The organism is Stenotrophomonas sp. TWI1149, assembly GCF_039673155.1.
In the GTDB taxonomy this organism is placed as follows: domain Bacteria; phylum Pseudomonadota; class Gammaproteobacteria; order Xanthomonadales; family Xanthomonadaceae; genus Stenotrophomonas; species Stenotrophomonas maltophilia_AA.
In genome coordinates this window covers 33,302-50,437 of record NZ_JBDJLB010000013.1, presented here as the reverse complement: position 1 = coordinate 50,437, position 17,136 = coordinate 33,302, and the positions used below count along the sequence as shown (strand labels likewise).

At 68.3% G+C, this 17,136-nt stretch carries 12 protein-coding genes; all 12 read right to left on the bottom strand.

Annotation, left to right across the window (positions count from 1 at the left end):
- Positions 1 to 7: 7 nt before the first annotated feature.
- A complete protein-coding gene (locus ABE424_RS15080) occupies positions 8 to 1,141 on the bottom strand; it encodes an acyl-CoA dehydrogenase family protein (protein ID WP_346491367.1) in 1,134 nt (377 codons plus the stop codon).
- A 3-nt stretch (positions 1,142 to 1,144) separates the two neighbouring features.
- A complete protein-coding gene (locus ABE424_RS15075) occupies positions 1,145 to 1,831 on the bottom strand; it encodes an alginate O-acetyltransferase AlgF (RefSeq protein WP_346491368.1) in 687 nt (228 codons plus the stop codon).
- Positions 1,828 to 3,303: an AMP-binding protein gene (locus ABE424_RS15070; protein ID WP_346491369.1), complete on the bottom strand. Its 1,476-nt coding sequence runs from the start codon at positions 3,301 to 3,303 to the stop codon at positions 1,828 to 1,830. Before ABE424_RS15070 ends, ABE424_RS15075 begins: the two co-directional genes overlap by 4 nt.
- Positions 3,304 to 3,331: 28 nt before the next feature.
- Positions 3,332 to 3,562 (bottom strand): phosphopantetheine-binding protein, encoded by a 231-nt coding sequence (locus ABE424_RS15065; protein WP_346491370.1) that lies wholly within the window; start codon positions 3,560 to 3,562, stop codon positions 3,332 to 3,334.
- Positions 3,563 to 3,575: 13 nt separating this feature from the next.
- Complete coding sequence (locus ABE424_RS15060) at positions 3,576 to 5,156, bottom strand: MBOAT family O-acyltransferase (protein ID WP_346491371.1); 1,581 nt, start codon at positions 5,154 to 5,156, stop codon at positions 3,576 to 3,578.
- Positions 5,157 to 5,168: 12 nt separating this feature from the next.
- Positions 5,169 to 6,293: a cell division protein FtsQ gene (locus ABE424_RS15055; RefSeq protein WP_346491372.1), complete on the bottom strand. Its 1,125-nt coding sequence runs from the start codon at positions 6,291 to 6,293 to the stop codon at positions 5,169 to 5,171.
- A gap of 4 nt (positions 6,294 to 6,297) precedes the next feature.
- Positions 6,298 to 7,350 carry a twin-arginine translocation pathway signal gene (locus ABE424_RS15050; RefSeq protein WP_346478319.1) on the bottom strand — a complete coding sequence of 351 codons (1,053 nt, stop codon included), beginning with the start codon at positions 7,348 to 7,350 and terminating at the stop codon, positions 6,298 to 6,300.
- Positions 7,351 to 7,371: 21 nt separating this feature from the next.
- The gene (locus tag ABE424_RS15045; RefSeq protein ID WP_346491373.1) at positions 7,372 to 10,194 is read right to left on the bottom strand and encodes a hypothetical protein; all 2,823 of its coding nucleotides are present in this window, start codon (positions 10,192 to 10,194) and stop codon (positions 7,372 to 7,374) included.
- Positions 10,191 to 12,335, bottom strand: a complete 2,145-nt coding sequence (locus tag ABE424_RS15040) for a glycosyl transferase family protein (RefSeq protein WP_346478321.1) — start codon at positions 12,333 to 12,335, stop codon at positions 10,191 to 10,193. Before ABE424_RS15040 ends, ABE424_RS15045 begins: the two co-directional genes overlap by 4 nt.
- Positions 12,336 to 12,340: 5 nt before the next feature.
- Positions 12,341 to 14,554: a hypothetical protein gene (locus tag ABE424_RS15035; protein WP_346501967.1), complete on the bottom strand. Its 2,214-nt coding sequence runs from the start codon at positions 14,552 to 14,554 to the stop codon at positions 12,341 to 12,343.
- A complete protein-coding gene (gene wecB / locus ABE424_RS15030; RefSeq protein WP_346501965.1) occupies positions 14,551 to 15,732 on the bottom strand; it encodes a UDP-N-acetylglucosamine 2-epimerase (non-hydrolyzing) in 1,182 nt (393 codons plus the stop codon). Before wecB ends, ABE424_RS15035 begins: the two co-directional genes overlap by 4 nt.
- A gap of 171 nt (positions 15,733 to 15,903) precedes the next feature.
- Entirely contained in the window at positions 15,904 to 17,079 is a 1,176-nt protein-coding gene (gene pncB / locus ABE424_RS15025; RefSeq protein WP_346501963.1) for a nicotinate phosphoribosyltransferase, read from the bottom strand.
- Positions 17,080 to 17,136 lie beyond the last annotated feature (57 nt).

The window sequence follows — 17,136 nt, the reverse complement described above, 5'->3', positions numbered from 1 at the left end:
GCCGCGGTTACAACGTGCGGCCGATGATCTCGCGCAGGATCTCGCTGCTGCCACCGAAGATGCGCAACGCACGTGCGTCGGTCCAGGCGCGACCGATACCGTATTCACTACTGTACCCGTAGCCGCCGTGCAACTGCAGCAGGTCATCGAGCACCGCACCCTGCAGCTCGGTGGCGTTGAGCTTGGCCATCGCCGCCACCGTGGCATCCAGCCGGCCCTGCATCTGCAGCCCCAGGCACTCGTCCAGGAAGCTGCGCAGCATCGCCAGCTTCGCCGCCGCATCGGCGAGCACGAAACGGGTGTTCTGGTGGTCGATCAGGAAGCGGCCGAACGCCTTGCGCTGACGCACGTAGGCCACGGTCTCCGCCAGCATGCCTTCGGCCGACGCCGCCGCACGCAGGGCGATGGCCATGCGCTCGGCGGCCAGCTGTTCGCCGAGGTAGTCGAAGCCGCGCTGTTCGTCGCCGAGCAGATGCGAGACCGGCACCGCCACGTTCTCGAAGAACACCTCGCTGGTGTCCTGTGCGTGCTGGCCGATCTTGGCCATCGGCGCGCCGCGGGTGACGCCGGGCAGCGCAGTGTCCACGCAGAACAGGGTCAACCCGCGCGCGCCCAGCTCGGGCGCTACCGTGGCGACCACCACCACGACGTCGGCATTGCTGCCGTTGGTGATCCAGGTCTTCTGGCCATTGAGCAGGTAGTGATCGCCCTGGCGCTCGGCGCGGGTGCGGATCGCCTTGAGGTCGCTGCCCGCACCGGGCTCGGTCATGGCGATCGCACCGATCGCTTCGCCGCGCGCCATCGCCGGCAGCCAGCGCTCGCGTACCGGCGCGCTGGCGTACTGCATCAGGTACGGCGCGACCATGTCCGAGTGGATCGAGAAACCGATGCCCAGGTAGTTGGCGCGCGCCAACTCTTCGATCACGCAGGCAGCGTGGCCGAAATCACCACCGAGGCCGTAGGGTTCAGGCAGCTGGCAGTTGAGCAGGCCGGCCTCGCCCGCGGCGCGCCACAGCGAGCGCGGGGTGATGCCATCGCGTTCCCACTGCGCGTAGTGCGGGGCGATCTGCGCGGCGATGAAACGCCGTACCTGCTCGCGGAACAGTTCGTGGTCTTCGCGGAATACCGGACGCGACTGCATGGGTCAGCGGCCCACCGCATCGGTGCCGCTGAGCTGGCCCTGCAGGATCGGGGCGGTGGCGCTGCCGGTCAGGAACAGGCTGTAGTGGTCCCCCGGCTGCAGGGCCGGCAGTGCCACCGGCGCGCTCTCCTTGCCGCCGCACCCGGCGACCAGGCGCGCCTTGACCGGGTTGATGCCGCGCGCGCTGCTGCTGCCGGCGGCGACCGCCGGGAACACCACCGCGCCCTTGTCGGCCATCGCCAGGCGGCCCTGCGGGCAGCCGCTGGCAAGATTGTAGAAGCGGATCTCCGCCTTGAGCGCGTCGCTGGTGCCGCCGCCATCGGCGAGCGCGAGCAGCGGTTTGGAGGGTGCCGCCGGGTCCAGCACCAGCGTGCTGAAGCTGCCCGCCGCGACCTTGGGCTGGCTGCGGGGGGTACCGGCCACGCGCAGGGTGAACGGCCTGCCGCCCTCGACGATGGCATAGCGGGTCGCCCGCGTGGCCGGGCCGATGCTCTGCTCGGCGCCGTTGCCCACCGCGACCTTGAGCGCGGCACTGCCGGGATTGAGCACACGCACGAAGGCCGAGCCGGCCGGCGGCCGCGGGGCATAGAGCTGGGCCAGGCGGCCTTCCTGGCCGGCGGGCTGGGCGTGGCCGGCCAGCGGCGCGAGCGCCAGCAGGGCGAGGGCGAACGGGATCGGAGAGAGCTTCATCGTTTGGGTTCCTGGCTGCGGAGCGTGCGCGCCAGTGCATAGCGCTGCTCGAGTTGTCGGCGATCGACCTTGTTGCTGTTGCCGGTCGGCAACGCATCCACGGCGATCAGTTCAGAGGGAATCATGTAGGGCGGAACCCGGCGGCCGAGCTGTTCCTTCCAGTCCTGCAGCGCATCCGGCAGCGGCTGCACCAGACCCTCACCGGGCCGGGACAGTTCGACGAAGCCGATCATGCGCACCAGGCTGCCGTCGGGCCGGCGCAGCACCACCGCCGCACCCGCCACTACACCGTCGAGGGTGGAGAGTGACGCGTCCACTTCGGCCAGCTCGATGCGGTAACCGTTGAGCTTGATCTGGTCGTCCTTGCGCCCGCGGAAATACACCCGGCCCTGGTCGTCGAGATCGCCAAGGTCGCCACTGCGGTACGCACGCTTGCCGTGATGCTCGAACAACACCCCCTGGTCGAGATCCGGTCGATCCAGATAACCGCGCATCACGTGGTCGCCGGACATGCAGATCTCGCCGTCGTCGATGAAGACCTCGGCGTAGGGCTTGGCCACCCCGATCGGGAACGGGTTGGGCGCGGCCGCACGCAGGGCCGGGTCGATCTCCACCCAAGTGGTGGAACAGGTGGCCTCGGTGGGACCGTAGGAGTTGATGATGCGCGCCTGTGGAAAGCGCGCCCACAGTTCTTCGGCCACGCGCGGGGTCAGCGATTCGGCACCGAACACGAACACCTGCAGCGACGGCAGGTGCTCGGCGTTGAAGCGCGGGTTGAGCATCTGCTGGCGCACGAACGAAGGCGTGGACGCCCACACCGCCACCGCCGACTGACGCAGGTGTTCGACAAACCGTTCGCTGTCGGCGATCACCTCGCGCGGGCACAGCACGCAGCTGCCGCCCGTGCCAAGCGCACCGCACAGGTCGAACAACGAGAAGTCGAAGCTGAAGAGCATCTGGTTGAGGAAGGCCGGCGCCTCGCCCAGCTGCAGGCAGTCGGTGATCCAGCCGGTGAACAGCGCCACGCTGTCGCGGCCGATCTGCACGCCCTTGGGGTCGCCGGTACTGCCCGAGGTGAACATGATGTAGGCCAGGTCGGGCACGCTCAGCCCGCGCGGTGCATCGGCCCCGGGAGCGAAGCTGTCCGTCGCCGCATCGTAGACCGCGCCGGCATGGGTGAGCTGGGTGATGCGCTGCAGCCGCGCCGCCGGATTGATGGTGTCCACCGGCACGTAGGTGACGCCCATCTGCAGGCAGCCGAGCATGGCCACCACGAAGGCGGACTGCTTGTGCCCGGAGATCACCAGCGCATGCCCCGGCTGCACGCCGGCCGCCTGCGCGCGCACGATCCATGCCTGGGTCGCCGCATGCAGCGCGGCCCAGTCCAGGGTGCCGTCGGCGTCGTGCAGCGCCGGCGCATGCGGCGCGTGCTCCAGCGCGACGAAGCGGCAGTGGTCGAAATCGAAACGCATGCGGGTGCCTCCTGCAGGGGGGGATGGCTCAGCGCTGGTGCGCGGCCACGTAATCGGCCAGCACCTGCACCGAGTCGACCAGCGCATCGATCTCATCCACCGGCAACGTCACGCCGAGGCGGTCTTTGACTTCGACCATCAGCTGCACCTTGGACATCGAGTCGAACAGCGACTCCATGTATTCGTCCGGCTGCACGCGGATGCCGATCACTGCTTCGACGATGTCGATCAACTGGGCCTGGAGGGTCTGGATATCCATCGGGTTCACCTTGTCAGAACTGGAAGTAGAGGAAACGGGATTCTTTGTGCAGGCTCAGCAGCGACAGCCCCAGCATCAGCAGCATCACCAGCAGCCATTGCCAGTTGGGCTGCCAGCGCATCCACGCGCGCGGGGCCGGGCTCGGCTTGGCCAGCGACGGACCGTACACGCCCATGATCTGCTGGGCGTTCGGTGCCAGCCAGACAATGGCCAGCAGCACTAGGATGTAGAGCAGCTGCACGTGGTGGCCGGCCAGCAGGCGCCAGCTGTCGGCCAGGCCCATGCCGCCAAGGTAGCCCAGGTTCTCCAGGCTTTCCCAGCCGCGCATGCCGAACATGCCCTGGACCAGCTCCCACGCATCGTGCACGCCGTCGGCGCGGAAGAACGCCTGCGCCACCAGCACCGCGGCGAAGGTAAGCAGCACGTAGCCGGCGTGCTGGTACCAGCGCAGCTGGCGCAGCGCGGCCGGCTTGCGGCCGACGACGAACACGCGCCAGGCATGGTTGATGGACAGGTAGCCCGCATGCAGCAGGCCGAAGATCAGGAACTGCAGGCCCGCGCCGTGCCAGATGCCGGCCAGGCCCATCGCCCACACCGTGGGCAGCACGATCATCGAGGCGAAGCCGCCGGCCGACGCCACCGCGGTCGGTCCGGTGGCACGCCCGTGGCGAGTGCGCCAGCGTGTCACCGCCATCGCCACCGGGTAGTACAGGTAGGCGGTGATGTAGCGGGTCAGGGTCATGTGCCAGCGCGCCCAGAAGTCGATCACGCTGCTCGCCTTGTACGGCGAATTGAAGTTCAGCGGGAAACGGATGCCGAACATCCGGGCCAGGCCCAGCGCCATGTCCGAGTAGCCGGAGAAGTCGAAGTACAGCTGCAGCGCATAGCTGAGCGCGGTGGCCCAGGCGCCCCAGAACTGGACCTCGCCGGTAGCCGCGAAGCCCGCATCCGCATACGGGGCGATGCTGTCGGCCAGCAACACCTTCTTGGCCAGCCCGATCACGAACAGCATGCCGCCCACCGACAGATTGTCGGCATGGAAGCGGTAGGTTTCGCGCTTGCTGAACTGCGGCATCATCTCCTTGTGGTGGAGGATGGGGCCGGCGATCAGGTGCGGGAAGAAGGTCACGAACAGCACGTAGCTGAGCGGGCTGCGGTCGTTGACCACGCCGGCGCGGCAGTCGAGCAGGTAGCCGATCTGGGTGAAGGTGAAGAAGGAAATGCCCAGCGGCAGGATCAGCGCATCCATCGGGCCGACGTTCAAGCCCATCTCGCCGACGAAGTTCACCATCGCCGCGAAGTACTTGTAGTGCACCAGCAACAGCAGGTCGGCGGCCACGCCGAGTGCGGTGGCCAGCAACTGCAGCTTCGGCCGTTTGGCCAGCGACAGGATCACCAGGCTGACCAGGTAATTGAAGACGATCGAGCCGGACAGCAGGATCACGAACTGCGGGTTCCACCACCCGTAGAACACGATCGAGGCCACGCACAGCCACAGCGCGGCCAGGCGTGGCCGCACCGCACCCAGGGCGTAATGCACGCCCAGTGCGATCGGCAGGAAAACCAGCAGGAACAGGAAGGAGTTGAAAAGCATCGTCCGTAGCGCTCAGTCGATCTCGGCCAGCGTTGCCTGCTCACCGTCGGTCAACGGCAAGGACAGGGCCATTTCAGAAAATTCCCAGACCACCAGCTTCAGCGTCGGTGGCCACTGCGCGCGTTGCGGCCAGGCGGCCAGCAACGCGCCGGAAAACTGCCCGCCATCCAGGCTCTGGTTCCACACTTCGCGCCCGAGCGCATGGCCCAGGCGTTCGGCGAACAGGCTGCGGCGGCCGTTGGAGCTGCCCAGCAGCAGCACCTCCACCGGCGGGGTGTCATCGAGCAGGCCGCCGCTGCGCACCGGCGCAATCACCTGTTCCGGCTCCTGGTCGAGCGTCGGGCGCCAGGCCGGCGGCGCCTTTTCCAGCCCGGCCAGCACGATCAGATCGCCCATCCGCGGCTTGGCCGGCCCGGGTGCGCCGACCTCGAAGGCCTGCCCGCCCGGGCCACCCAGCAGCGGCAGCGCGGAGGCCGCCACGGCATCGGCGGCACGCTGCGCGCCGAGCCGGTTCATGTGCACGTCGGTGCGGAAGAACATCGGCGCGTCGGCGCCCTGCAGCACCGGCAGCAGGTCGGTCGAAGACACCTGCGCGGCGTGCAGCGCCTGCTGCCACTGGCCGAGCCGCGCCCGCATGCTCGCCGAATGGCGCAGCCCGCAGGTGTGTGCCTGTTCGACCCGCGACTTGTCCGGCACCACCACCACCAGCACCTGTACACCCTGCGCCTTGAGCTGGGCCGACCAGTGCTGCATCAGCCGTACGCGCTGGGCCAGCACCTGCGCGCCGGCACCGGGCTGCGGGCGCAGGCCATCGCGGTAGAACAGCCAGTCCGGGCAGCCGAGCGCGACCTGCGGGCCGAGATCGCCCAGCAGGCGATAGCGCAGCGCCGCCGTGGCGAGGTCGGCCTGGGCCTGTACCGGCAGCTTGAGCGCTTCGTTGATCGCGCGGCCGGCTTCGCCGTCGGCCCAGCGCGCCGGGGCCAGCGACGCGGCGGGGATGTTCGCCTTGCCCAGCATCCAGCCACCGGCGAGCAGGCCGATGACCAGCAGCACGATCACCACCACGGTGGTGGGAAGATGGGCACGGGCCGGCGCGGCCGGTGGCAGGGGCGCGGGCGCGCCGGGACGTGCACTCATCGGGTTACTGCCCCAGTGCCTTGTTCAAGCGCGCGGTCCATTGCTGCGGCGTCATGATCGAGGCGTTGTCCCACTGGCCCTGGGCCTGCGGGCCGAATCCGTACACCGGTTCGAACATCTGCCAGACCAGCACCTGCGGGGGATTGGTGCGGAAGTCATCGGACTCCAGGTACTCCAGCAGCATGATCCACGGCCCGACGTTGCCGGCCTTCCAGTTGACCGTCACCGGACGGTCCAGCGCATTGGAGAGCTTCTGCGGGAAACCGAAATAGGGCTGCACCATGCTGTGCCCGGTCACGTGCACCGGGGCCTTGCCGCTGTCGAGCAGACCCTGCGATTCCGCGACGCGGCGGACGGTGAAGGTCTCGCGGCCGACCGCGGCACGCTGTTCCGGCGGCAGGAACAGTTCAGCCAGGTCGCCATAGCGGCGTTCACGGGTTTCCTTGCCCAGCGGGGTGCCCGAGCCCGGTTCACCCGCGAGGTTCGGGACGGCCTGCTTGATCCGTGCCGCCAGCGCATCGGCGGTGGCATCGGCGGCAGCCTGGGTCCAGTGCTGGTCGCTGCGATAGAACACGTCGCTGCCCGCGGCGTGGACGCCGGCCAGTACCTTGCGCGCATCCAGCGCCTCGACGCCGGCCTTCTGCAGCGAACCCAGCAGCGTGTCGTAGCGCTTTTCAACCGAGGCGCTCACCACCTTGCCCTCGGGCAGGCGATCTTCGTAGAACAGCACCTTGTCCGGCAGCAACAACAGTTCCAGGCGGATGCCGCGTGCGGCAAGGCGGGCCTTGGCCTCGGCGATCAGGCGGGTCGAGGCGTCGACCGCCTGCATGTCCACGTCACTGAGGCTGCCCCAGGCCGGAAACAACCAGCCGTCCTTGCCGACCAGCACGATGGCCGAGTCGTCCTTGGCGGCCGCGGCCGGCGGCGTGGGCTTGGCCGGTGCCTGCGCCTGCGCGGCACCTGCACCGGCCAACGCGCACAAGACTGCCAGCAGCGGCAGGCGCGCACGCAGGCGACGGCGTGGCGAGGTGGGTTCGAGCGGGGAATGCTTGTCCATGTCGATCATGCCTTTTCCATGTCAGTAGTACAGGGTAGCGGTGGCGAACAGCCCCTTGGCGCGCTGCGTATCGCCGCCGCCGAGGGCGAACCGGTACTGCACGGCCAGGTCCAGGTAGGACCGCGCCGCGTTGTAGTGGTCCTCGCGGAACCAGTAGCGCACGCCCACGCCGGGACCCGCACCCAGCGACCAGCTGCGATCGGTGTCGGAGAGGTCGAAGGACTGCGCGCCGATCAGCGGATACGCGATGCCCCGCACCTTCGAGCGCTGGTCGATCCAGTCCGCGCCGATCACCAGATACGGGCTGAGTACCCAGCGGGTCTGGTCGGCGCCGAAGCGATAGCTGCGTCCTGCGCGCAGTTCGGCCGCACCGAACCACTGCTGGCGACGCAGGCGCCCCTCGGAGTCCGTCAGCCGCGCGACCGTGTCGCCGTTGCTGTCGATCTGATCGACGCTGAACTGCGCACGGTTGTCATCCCAGGTGAAGCCGGCCTGGGCGTAACCGCTGAGCGTCCACCACTGGTTGACGTCGGTACGAACGCCGGTGCCGTGGTAGAAGCCGTAGGTCAGGTAGGACATCCAGCCGCCGGCGTTGTCCTTCAGCCGGTAGCGGGCCGCGGTGGTCATCTGCAGCGGCTGGCTCGACTCCACCTGGATGCGGCACTGGATGGCCGCAGAATCCGGATAGACGCCGCCGTTGCGGGTCGCCGTGCCAAGGAACTGCCGGCGCTCGAGGCCGGCGCTCAGTCCGGTCTGGCCGAAGGTGTAGCGCGCCCCGAACGAGCCGATGGTGGACGGCCAGCCGGCGATCGAACGCGAGCGGCTGAGTCGCTCGGCGCGCGCGCGTGCATCCTCGCTGGGGATGCCGGTGCACGGGTCGATCGCCTGCAGCGATTCAAAGGTGCCGCCTTCGTCGTACAGGGTGTTGGCCAGGCGCGCATACAGCTCCAGCGTGCCATGGCGGTTGTTGGTTTTCTCGGGTCGCCAGAACGCTTCGAGCGTGCCGAACACCGAATCGCCGGGGGTGCTGATCGCCGCACCGCCCAGGTTGGTCGCCGCCTGGCGCGCGCCCCGGTAGCCGGCCGACAAGGTCATGCCCCACTCGCGCGAGTAGTTGGCGATGGAACTGCGCGTGTTGTAGCGCTGCGCGGTGTCCAGCGGCAACGTGCCTGCGTCGGCACTGTCGATCGCACCGCGCAGCAGGGTCACCGCCTCGGTGTGTTGGCCCAGTGCAGCGTTGGCGTAGGCTTGGTCCAGCACCACCGTCGGCGGTGCCTTGCCGGTCGCCTCCGCCGCCTGGAAATCGCCCAGTGCATGGCGTGGATCACCGGCGCGCTGGTTGAGATAGCCACGTTGCATCAGCAGGCCGGCATCCTCCGGCGTGGTGGCCAGTGCGGTATCCAGGCGCTGGCGTGCTTCGGCCTGCTGGCTGCGGTCGCCCGCGGCGAGCGAGGTGGTCAGCAAGGCCTGCAGCGGCGCGCTGTCCTGCGCGGCCTGCACGGCCTTGCGCGCCTCTTCGATGGCCTGCTGGTAGTCCTGCCGGCCAAAGGCCGCGTAGGCACGCTGGGCGGCGCCACCCTCGCCCTGCAGGTCGGTCGGGGTCAGCTCGCATTGCGTGCCATAGGGCGTTTCACGGCATTGCTGGATCGGTGCCGGATAGGTCGCCTCGGTGAGCGCCAGGCCCGGCCGCGCCGAGCGCAGCGCGCGGGTGCGCAGGGCCACCGCATCGGCGATCGCGCGGCGGGTATCGGCATCTTCATCCGTCAGCGGATCGGCCTTCAGCGGTGCCAGCAGCTGCTCGGCACGGTCGCGGTCGCCCGCGGCCAGGGCCGCATCCACCGCCAGCAGCCGCACGTTGCGCTGCTGCTGGCCATCCAGCCAATCCTGGGCAAGCACGCGGTCGAAATCCGCATTGGCCTGCGCACTGCGTCCCAGCCGCTGCTGCAGGTAACCGCGCATCACCAGGGCATTGGTGTCGTCGGCGTCCTGCGCGATCGCGTCGGAGGCGGCATCGACCGCCTCGGGCAGCTGGTCGCTGAGCAGCAGCGCGGTCATCAGCAGCAGGCGATGGCTGCCCGACTCCGGGGCCAGTGCCACGGCCCGGCGGGCGGGCGCCACTGCATCCTGCGGACGCAGGGCGATCAGCGCCTGGTAGCCTTCCTGCGCAGGCACCACGGCCTGCTCGCGCTGGATGCGCAGCTGCGCGGCGAGAATATCGGTGCGGTTCGGTGCGCCCAGCGTCAATGCCGTGGCGGCGGCCTGCTGCGCCTCATCGAGCTTTCCGCCCGCCTCCAAAGAGGCCACCCACAGGATCGCCCAGGCGCCCTGCTGCGGCTGCTGGCGGAACGCCTGCTCGGCCTTGCTGGCGGCTTCTTCCATCCGGTCGCTGTTGAACGCCTCGTAGGCCTGTGCCGCCAACGGGAACGCGCGCTGGTAGGCCAGCTCGGCCGCGGTCGGGCGGGCCGCGGCAGCCCCACGCACGCCGGTGCCGGTAGCGGTGCCGCCACGCGGCGCGGCGGCGGCCAGCCCCGGCAGGGCCGGATCGGCGATGCCATCGGCGATCGCGCGCCGTGCCAGCGCACGTACTTCGTCGGCACGGCCCAGCTTCTGCGCCGCATAGATCTGCAGCAGCCGCAGCCGCGCCACGTCCGGGCGCAGGCGCACTGCTTCGCTGGCCGTGCGGTAGGCCTGCTGGAAATCGCCGCGGTCGTACGCACCGAATGCCTGCTCGGCGATGCGGTACGCGTTCCCCGACAGCGGAAGCGGTTCCTGCGCGAAGGCAGTGGCGCTGCCCAGGCCGATCAGGCCCAGCGCGATCACGCTGGAAAGCAGGGTGGTTCTCATACCTTCAGCTCTCCGTCGGCGCTGTATTGAGGTTGGCCGGAACGGCGATGCTGCTCGCGCACCGCCTCGGCGATCGCCGCTTCGGTGGCCACGCCGTGCTTGACCAGGTAGTCGCCGATGCGCCCATCGCGCTGCGGCTTGTACTCGTCCAGCACGCGTTCGAACTGGTCCCGGGCGATCAGGCGCATTTCCACCAGCAGATCGCCCAGCAACGGCACCGCGTCGATGCGGTAGGTTTCACCGCTGATCAGACGCAGGCCGGCATTGATCTCGCTCTCGCGCGCGATCGACTGCTCCACGGCAGTCGCGTGCACGTCGTGCAGCAGCTGCGCCTGCTCGGCCTCGCTGAGCGGGTTGGCCACCGCGATCGACAGGGTATCGGCCGTGCTGCCCGGCAGCGGCAACAGGCGCCACTGCACGCACGCTTCCACCGAAAGCGGGAACTGCCCGGCCTGCAGGTAGTCCACGTCGATGACGGCACGCGCCAGGTCGCCCTGGAAGGCGATGGCTTCGGCCAGCGTTTCATCGTCCAGCCAGCCCTGCGAGACCAGGATGCGGCCCAGCGGCTGCTGGCGCCCGCCCTGCTGTTGTTGCAGTGCCTGTTCCAGGCGCTCCGGCTCGACCGCCTGCCAGGTGGTCAGCAGTTCGCCCAGCCGCTTGCGGGTCTGCACCAGCTGCGAGGCACTGGGGAAATCGTGCATGGTCTTGTCCCACACCATGCGCTTGCCGAACAGCAGGTAGAGCAGGAACATGCGCCACGCGCGCGCGGTGGCCATGAAGTTGATCATGTTGCCGACCACCATGCGCGGGATCGACATCAACGCGTGTTCCCACCCGTACAGCTTGTTGACGAAGTAGAAGCGCTGCACCACGCGGCTGGCCAGGGCGGCGGTGGTGATCAGGGCGATGTTCATCTGCCAGGTACCGGCCTGGAAGATGGTCGGGAACTGGGTGGTCCACACCCCGGTCACCTTGAGCAGCCAGAACAGCAGCAGCTGCAGGAAGATGATGTAGGCGATGATGCTGACGAACGAGGTGACGATGCCCTTGCGGTCGCGCGCCAGCAGGTACTTGGTCGCCAGCGAGCCGCGCCAGCCCAGCGTTTCCCAGCTCTGCAGGCCGATGCCGAGCACCCAGCGCGCCTTCTGCCGGTAGGAGGCGCGGAAGTTGTCGGGGAAATACTCGCGCACGCACAGCGCCATCGACTGGGTGCTTTCACGCACCGGTCCCCAGCCGAACCACGAGGGTCGGCGCACGCGGAACTGCACCGGGAACCGGGCGAAGATCGAATGCATGCCCATCGCCGCCAGGCGCGCGCCCACGTCGTAGTCCTCGGTAAGGCTGTCGGTGTTGAACGGCTGGTTGTTGGTGGCCGCGCTCAAGGCCAGCAGCGCCTTGCGCGAAAAACAGGTGCCGACGCCGGCCGAGGGCACCATGCCCGACACGCTCTCGCGCACCACCAGATCCTTGGCATGCCATTCGGCGAACTCGTCCATGTACACGCCGGCGATCAGCTCGTACCACTCGCGGTCCAGCGAGGTCACCGGCAGCTGGATCATGTCCTTGCGCGGCAGCAGGTAGTTGAAGAAGCGCAGCTCCATCGGATGCAGCACGTCCTCGCTGTCATGCAGGATCACCCCGGCGAACTCGATGTCGTGCCGCTTTTCATAATCGAAGATCGACAGGATCAGCCAGTTGAGGCAATCGGCCTTGCTGGTCGGGCCGGCATGCGGCACCTCCACCCGGCGCAGGCGCTTGTAACGCCGGCGCATGCGTTCCACTTCGGCGATGGTCTCGGCATCGTTGGGATAGGTGCCGACGAAGACGATGTACTCGCGGTAGTCGAGCACATCGATCATGTTCTCCACCATCTGTGCGATCACGTCGTACTCGGCCCAGGCCGGCACCATGATCGCCAACGGCTGTTCGGGGCGTTGCAGCAGGTCCTGCTGGGTCAGCGGACGATACTCGCGACGCTTCTTGACGGTCAGGGTGCGCCAGCTTTCGCGGACCCAGTACCAGACATCGATGAACAGGTCATCGAGGCTGGAGATCAGGATCAGCACGGCCACTGCCGCCGCCACCGTTTCCAGGGTGGCGTAGTAGTTGGCCAGCTGGATGTTCCAGGACAGACCGTCCACGGCGGTCAGTGCCCCGTGTTGCCGGACTTGCGGCGGCGGCGGATTTGGGTGACGCGGGCGGCCAGCAGCGCGAACACGACCAACCCGACGAGCACCAGCAACCACACCATGTGCTGCTGCCACCACGGCTGCGGGTTGCCGGCATCGGCCACGCGCGCGCCATACGGATCCTTGCTGTCGAAGTCGGTGACCACACCGCTGCCATCCAGCACGGCCAGATCACCGCGCAGCAGGCGGAACGGCTGGTCCAGCAGCGGCCCCTGCGCGCCCAGGTCGTTGTAGATCACGCCGGTGTGGCCGCCGGCATCCACCACCTGCACTGCAGCGGCGCGGTCCAGTCCGGCCAGATCGAGCAACGGCTGCTTGCCGCCGCCGACCACCAGTCGACCGTCCTTGAGCGCGGCCGGGTCGACGCCGGACGGGGCCAGCGCGAAGGCCAGGTACGGGTGACCCGGGGTGATCGCGGTGCCGGCCTCGACCACCTTCAGTTCGGCCGCCTGCGCCGACACGCCAACCGCGCTGGCGATGGCGATGACCTTGGCCAACGACGCCGGGGCGTCCTGCAGCCAGGTGGCCGGCACGAACACTTCGTTGGCATGCGCCAGCTGGCTGGCCGCGCCGACAAAGTCCATATCAAGGGTGCGCTTGGCCAGCGTGAGGTGGCTGCTGGGCAGGATCGACACCGGGAACGCGGTGGCCGGATCGTGGCAATACGGACGCGCCGGCTGGCGCAGGAAACTCACGCGCACTTCGTTGCGGGCCGCCAATGCATAGGCCGGAACCTTGGCGACCAGCCGCTGCGGCTTGCCGTCGGCGGCGAGCACCCTGGCGCCCAGCAGGTAATCGTTGAAATAGATGCTGGCCACCGCGCCCTGCCCGGCCGCGTTGGGTGCGGCCGACACATCGACCACGACCTGGTCGGGCAGGCGGCCATCGGCCGACAATGCGCCCAGCTCGAAGCTGGCGGTGCGGTCGCCGCGGGTCACGATGTCCAGCGTACCGGACATGTTGCCGAGGCGGCTGAGCAGCACCGCGTTCTCGCCCACCGCCGGCGGGGTGGCCTGGGCCACCTGCAGGGTGCGGCCCAGTGCATACGCGCGCCACTGCTCGGTGAGCAGCCCGGCAACCTTCGCCCCGGCCTCGGCGGCGACCACCAGGGTCGGGCGCCCGGCCACCGCCGCAACGCTGACCGATGCGCCGCCGGCGCCCTTCTCCAGCGCGACCATGTCGCTGCCGCGCCACGCGGTGAACGCCGCGGCGGCATCGCCGCCACTGGCCCCCACCTCGACCGCCAGCGCATCCAGCGCGGCCCGTACGGCGGCACGCAGCGGATCGGTGCTGATGGCCACGTCGACGGCCAGCGGACCACTGTCGCGCAGCGACAGCAGGGCGCCGACTTCGGCCAGCGAAGCGATGCGATGCTGGCTGCCGCCGGCGGCCAGCGCCGCGTAGGCCGGAACGGCCTGCAGGCTGGCCGGAATGCTGATCCCGGTCAGATCGACCGTGCCACCCACCACCGGCAGCGCCACCACGTCGACCTGTTTGCCGCCGTTGCGCAGCGCCGCACCCACCCGCCACGCCGCGTCATAGGCCGGCGCCTGCAGCGCCTTGCCATCGACCAGCAGGCGTACCCGCGTGGGCAGAGCCCCCCAGGCCTTGGCCACGGTGTTCACCGCGCGACCATCGAAGCTGTAGCTGAAGCGCGACTCCGGCGACAACCGCAATACGTTGGCCGGGGCACTCTGATCGGCGCATCGGTAATCCGATACCACCGACCACCAGCCCACGCCCACGCGGACGAAACCGTTGTCGCGCGGCAGGCCGTCGATGCCGAGCAGCTGGCTGGCATCGCCCTGCGCATCGGTGATCGAGCGCGCGGCGACCGGGTCGCCATCGACCGACCACAACCCCGAGCTGCGGCCGGTATGGCCGCGCACGTAGCGCCCATCGAGCTGCAGCTGCGCGTCGCGGGTCGGCACGCCCGCCGGTACCGGCAGATAGATCTCACGCTGGCTTTCCTGGCCACTGAGGGTCAGCGGCTGACGGAAACCCAACTCACGCAGCGTCATGCTGCGGGTCACCGTGGCATCGGCGGCCCACTCCGTGAACTGACCGGCCGGGGTGTCGGCAGCGTGGACAGGACTGAGTGGAAGGGCCATCACCAGGGCCAGCGGTAATACCTTGCGGAAACGATCGGTACTACGGTTGGTCTGGATCATGGCGTCACTTCTGAAAGGGAGGAGTGGGAAACGGCAGAGACGTGGGCGGCCACGAACTCATCGAACGGCTCACCGCGCAGCGCGGCGACGATGCGTGCCGAGGCACGTCCATCGCCGTAGGGGCTGGCATCGGGGATGAAGTGGGCGGCCACAGCCGGCCGGTCGCAGGCCGCGTGCACGGCGGCAACGATGCGGTCGGGATCGGTGCCGACCAGGCGTACGACGCCCGCCTGCACCGCTTCGGGACGCTCGGTGACATCGCGCATCACCAGCACCGGGCGGCCCAGCGCGGGGGCTTCTTCCTGCACGCCACCGGAATCGGTCAGCACCACGTGCGCGCGCTGCATCAGGCGGACGAAATTGAGGTAATCCTGTGGCGCGATGAGATGCACGTTGTCCAGGCCGCCCAGATGCGCATGGACCGGCCCCTGCACGTTCGGATTGAGATGCACCGGGTAGACGATCTGCAGGTCTTCGCGCCGTGCCAGTTCGGCAAGCGCGCGGCAGATGTTCTCGAAACCGCCACCGAAGTTCTCGCGGCGATGGCCGGTGACCAGCAGCAGCTTGCGCTGGGGCTGCAGGAACGGGAACTGCGCATCGATCGATGCGCGCAGCGCTGCATCCTCGTCGATCCGCTGGACCGTCTGCTTGAGTGCATCGATGACGGTGTTGCCCGTGACACTGATGCGCCCGGCCAGGTTTTCCTGTTCCAGGTTGTAGCGTGAGCTGTCGGTCGGCGCGAACAGATGGTCGGCGACCACGTCGATGACGCGGCGGTTCATTTCTTCCGGCCAGGGCTGCTGCAGGTCACCGGTCCGCAACCCGGCTTCCACATGCGCCACCGGAATGCGGCGATGGAAGGCGGCCAACGCGGCGGTCATCGCCGTACTGGTATCGCCGTGCACCAGCACGCGATCCGGCGCTACCGCTTCGTACAACGCGTCGAGCTTGGCGAACAGCCGGGAACACAGGCCGTTGAGCGTCTGGTCGGCGACCATCACATCCAGGTCGTGATCCGGGTGGATCTCGAACAGGGACATGACCTGGTCGAGCATCGCCCGGTGCTGGCCGGTGATGCAGACGATGGACTCGATTCCCGGCGCGGCGTGCAGTGCGCGCACCAGCGGCCCCATCTTGATAGCTTCAGGACGCGTTCCGAAAACAGATAGCACCTTCACTAGACAGCTCCATGTGATGACCAACGAATGTGACTTCCATCACGCAAATCGTAGGCCAAGTTGCCGGAGCTAGCCAGTGCAACGTGATGAAGATCACATTTTCTCGAAAAAGTGACGCTCAAGGTCACTTAGTGACGCGGATGACGTCCCATTGTCGCTTTTTAAGGCGTCTCACTCGGGTGAAAGCTCGAACACCTGGCGCAGGTAAGCCAGATAGCCCGGATCGTCGCACATGCTCTTGCCCGGCGAATCGCTCAGTTTGGCGACCGGCTGGCCGTTGCAGCGGACCATCTTGATCACGATGTTGAGCGGGGTCGGCCCCAGGTCGTTGGTCAGGTGCGTGCCCACCCCGAACGCCACCTGGCAACGGCCGCGGAAGTAGTCGAACAGCTGCATCACTTTTTCGATGTTCAAGCCATCGCTGAAGACCAGCACCTTGCTGCGCGGATCGACGCGGCGGCTGTGGAAATGCGCCAGCATGCGGTCGCCCCAGGTGAAGGGGTCGCCGGAGTCGTGGCGGACACCATCGAACAGCTTGCAGAAATACATGTCGAAATCGCGCAGGAAGGCCTCCAGTCCGACCACGTCGGACAGCGCGATGCCCAGGTCGCCCCGGTACTCGCGCGCCCACGATTCCAGCGCGGCGACCTGCGAATCGCGCAGCCGCGGGCCCAGCGCCTGGAACGCCTGCAGATATTCGTGGGCCATGGTGCCGTGCGGCGTCATGCCGTACAGGCGGGCGAAATGCACGTTGCTGGTGCCGACGAACTGCGCACCGAGCGCGTCGCGCAGCATCGGCAGCATGCGCGCATGCCACGCGCGCGAGTAGCGGCGGCGGCTGCCGTAATCGGCGATCCGGCACAGCTCGAAACCAGGGGTATCGCGCAGCAGCGCGGTCTTGGCCTGCAGGCGGCGCTCGCCTTCGCTGAAATCGGAGTCGGTGGTATTGCGGAACCAGACCTCGTTGATGATCGCCAGCAGCGGGACTTCGAACAGGATGGTGTGCAGCCACGGGCCGGTGATGTCCAGGTCGATCTCACCGGGGACGGTGGCGGACGGGCGCAGCGCGATGTACTTGCGGTCCAAGTGGAACAGGCCGAGGAAATCGGCGAAGTCCGGTTTGACGAAGCGCAGGCCGCGCACGTAGTCCAGCTCTTCGGCGCTGAAGCGCAGGCTGCACAGGTGGTCGATCTCGGCGTTGATCTGGTCGATGAACTGCGCCAGGTCGATGCCCGGGGTCCGGCACTTGAACCGGTACTGCACCTGCGCGCCGGGATACTGATGCAGCACCGCCTGCATCATGGTGAATTTGTACAGGTCGGTGTCGAGCAGGGACTGGATGATCATGCTGAAGAGTATGCGCCTGCCACTGTGTACGACCAACGGCCGGTGCCCTCAGCGCGG

Bases quoted from the DNA above. Each gene is read 5' to 3' on its own strand.
- ABE424_RS15080 (WP_346491367.1), bottom strand. From the start codon at position 1,141: ATGCAGTCGCGTCCGGTATTCCGCGAAGACCACGAACTGTTCCGCGAG.
- ABE424_RS15075 (WP_346491368.1), bottom strand. From the start codon at position 1,831: ATGAAGCTCTCTCCGATCCCGTTCGCCCTCGCCCTGCTGGCGCTCGCG.
- ABE424_RS15070 (WP_346491369.1), bottom strand. From the start codon at position 3,303: ATGCGTTTCGATTTCGACCACTGCCGCTTCGTCGCGCTGGAGCACGCG.
- ABE424_RS15065 (WP_346491370.1), bottom strand. From the start codon at position 3,562: ATGGATATCCAGACCCTCCAGGCCCAGTTGATCGACATCGTCGAAGCA.
- ABE424_RS15060 (WP_346491371.1), bottom strand. From the start codon at position 5,156: ATGCTTTTCAACTCCTTCCTGTTCCTGCTGGTTTTCCTGCCGATCGCA.
- ABE424_RS15055 (WP_346491372.1), bottom strand. From the start codon at position 6,293: ATGAGTGCACGTCCCGGCGCGCCCGCGCCCCTGCCACCGGCCGCGCCG.
- ABE424_RS15050 (WP_346478319.1), bottom strand. From the start codon at position 7,350: ATGGACAAGCATTCCCCGCTCGAACCCACCTCGCCACGCCGTCGCCTG.
- ABE424_RS15045 (WP_346491373.1), bottom strand. From the start codon at position 10,194: ATGAGAACCACCCTGCTTTCCAGCGTGATCGCGCTGGGCCTGATCGGC.
- ABE424_RS15035 (WP_346501967.1), bottom strand. From the start codon at position 14,554: ATGATCCAGACCAACCGTAGTACCGATCGTTTCCGCAAGGTATTACCG.
- pncB (WP_346501963.1), bottom strand. From the start codon at position 17,079: ATGATCATCCAGTCCCTGCTCGACACCGACCTGTACAAATTCACCATG.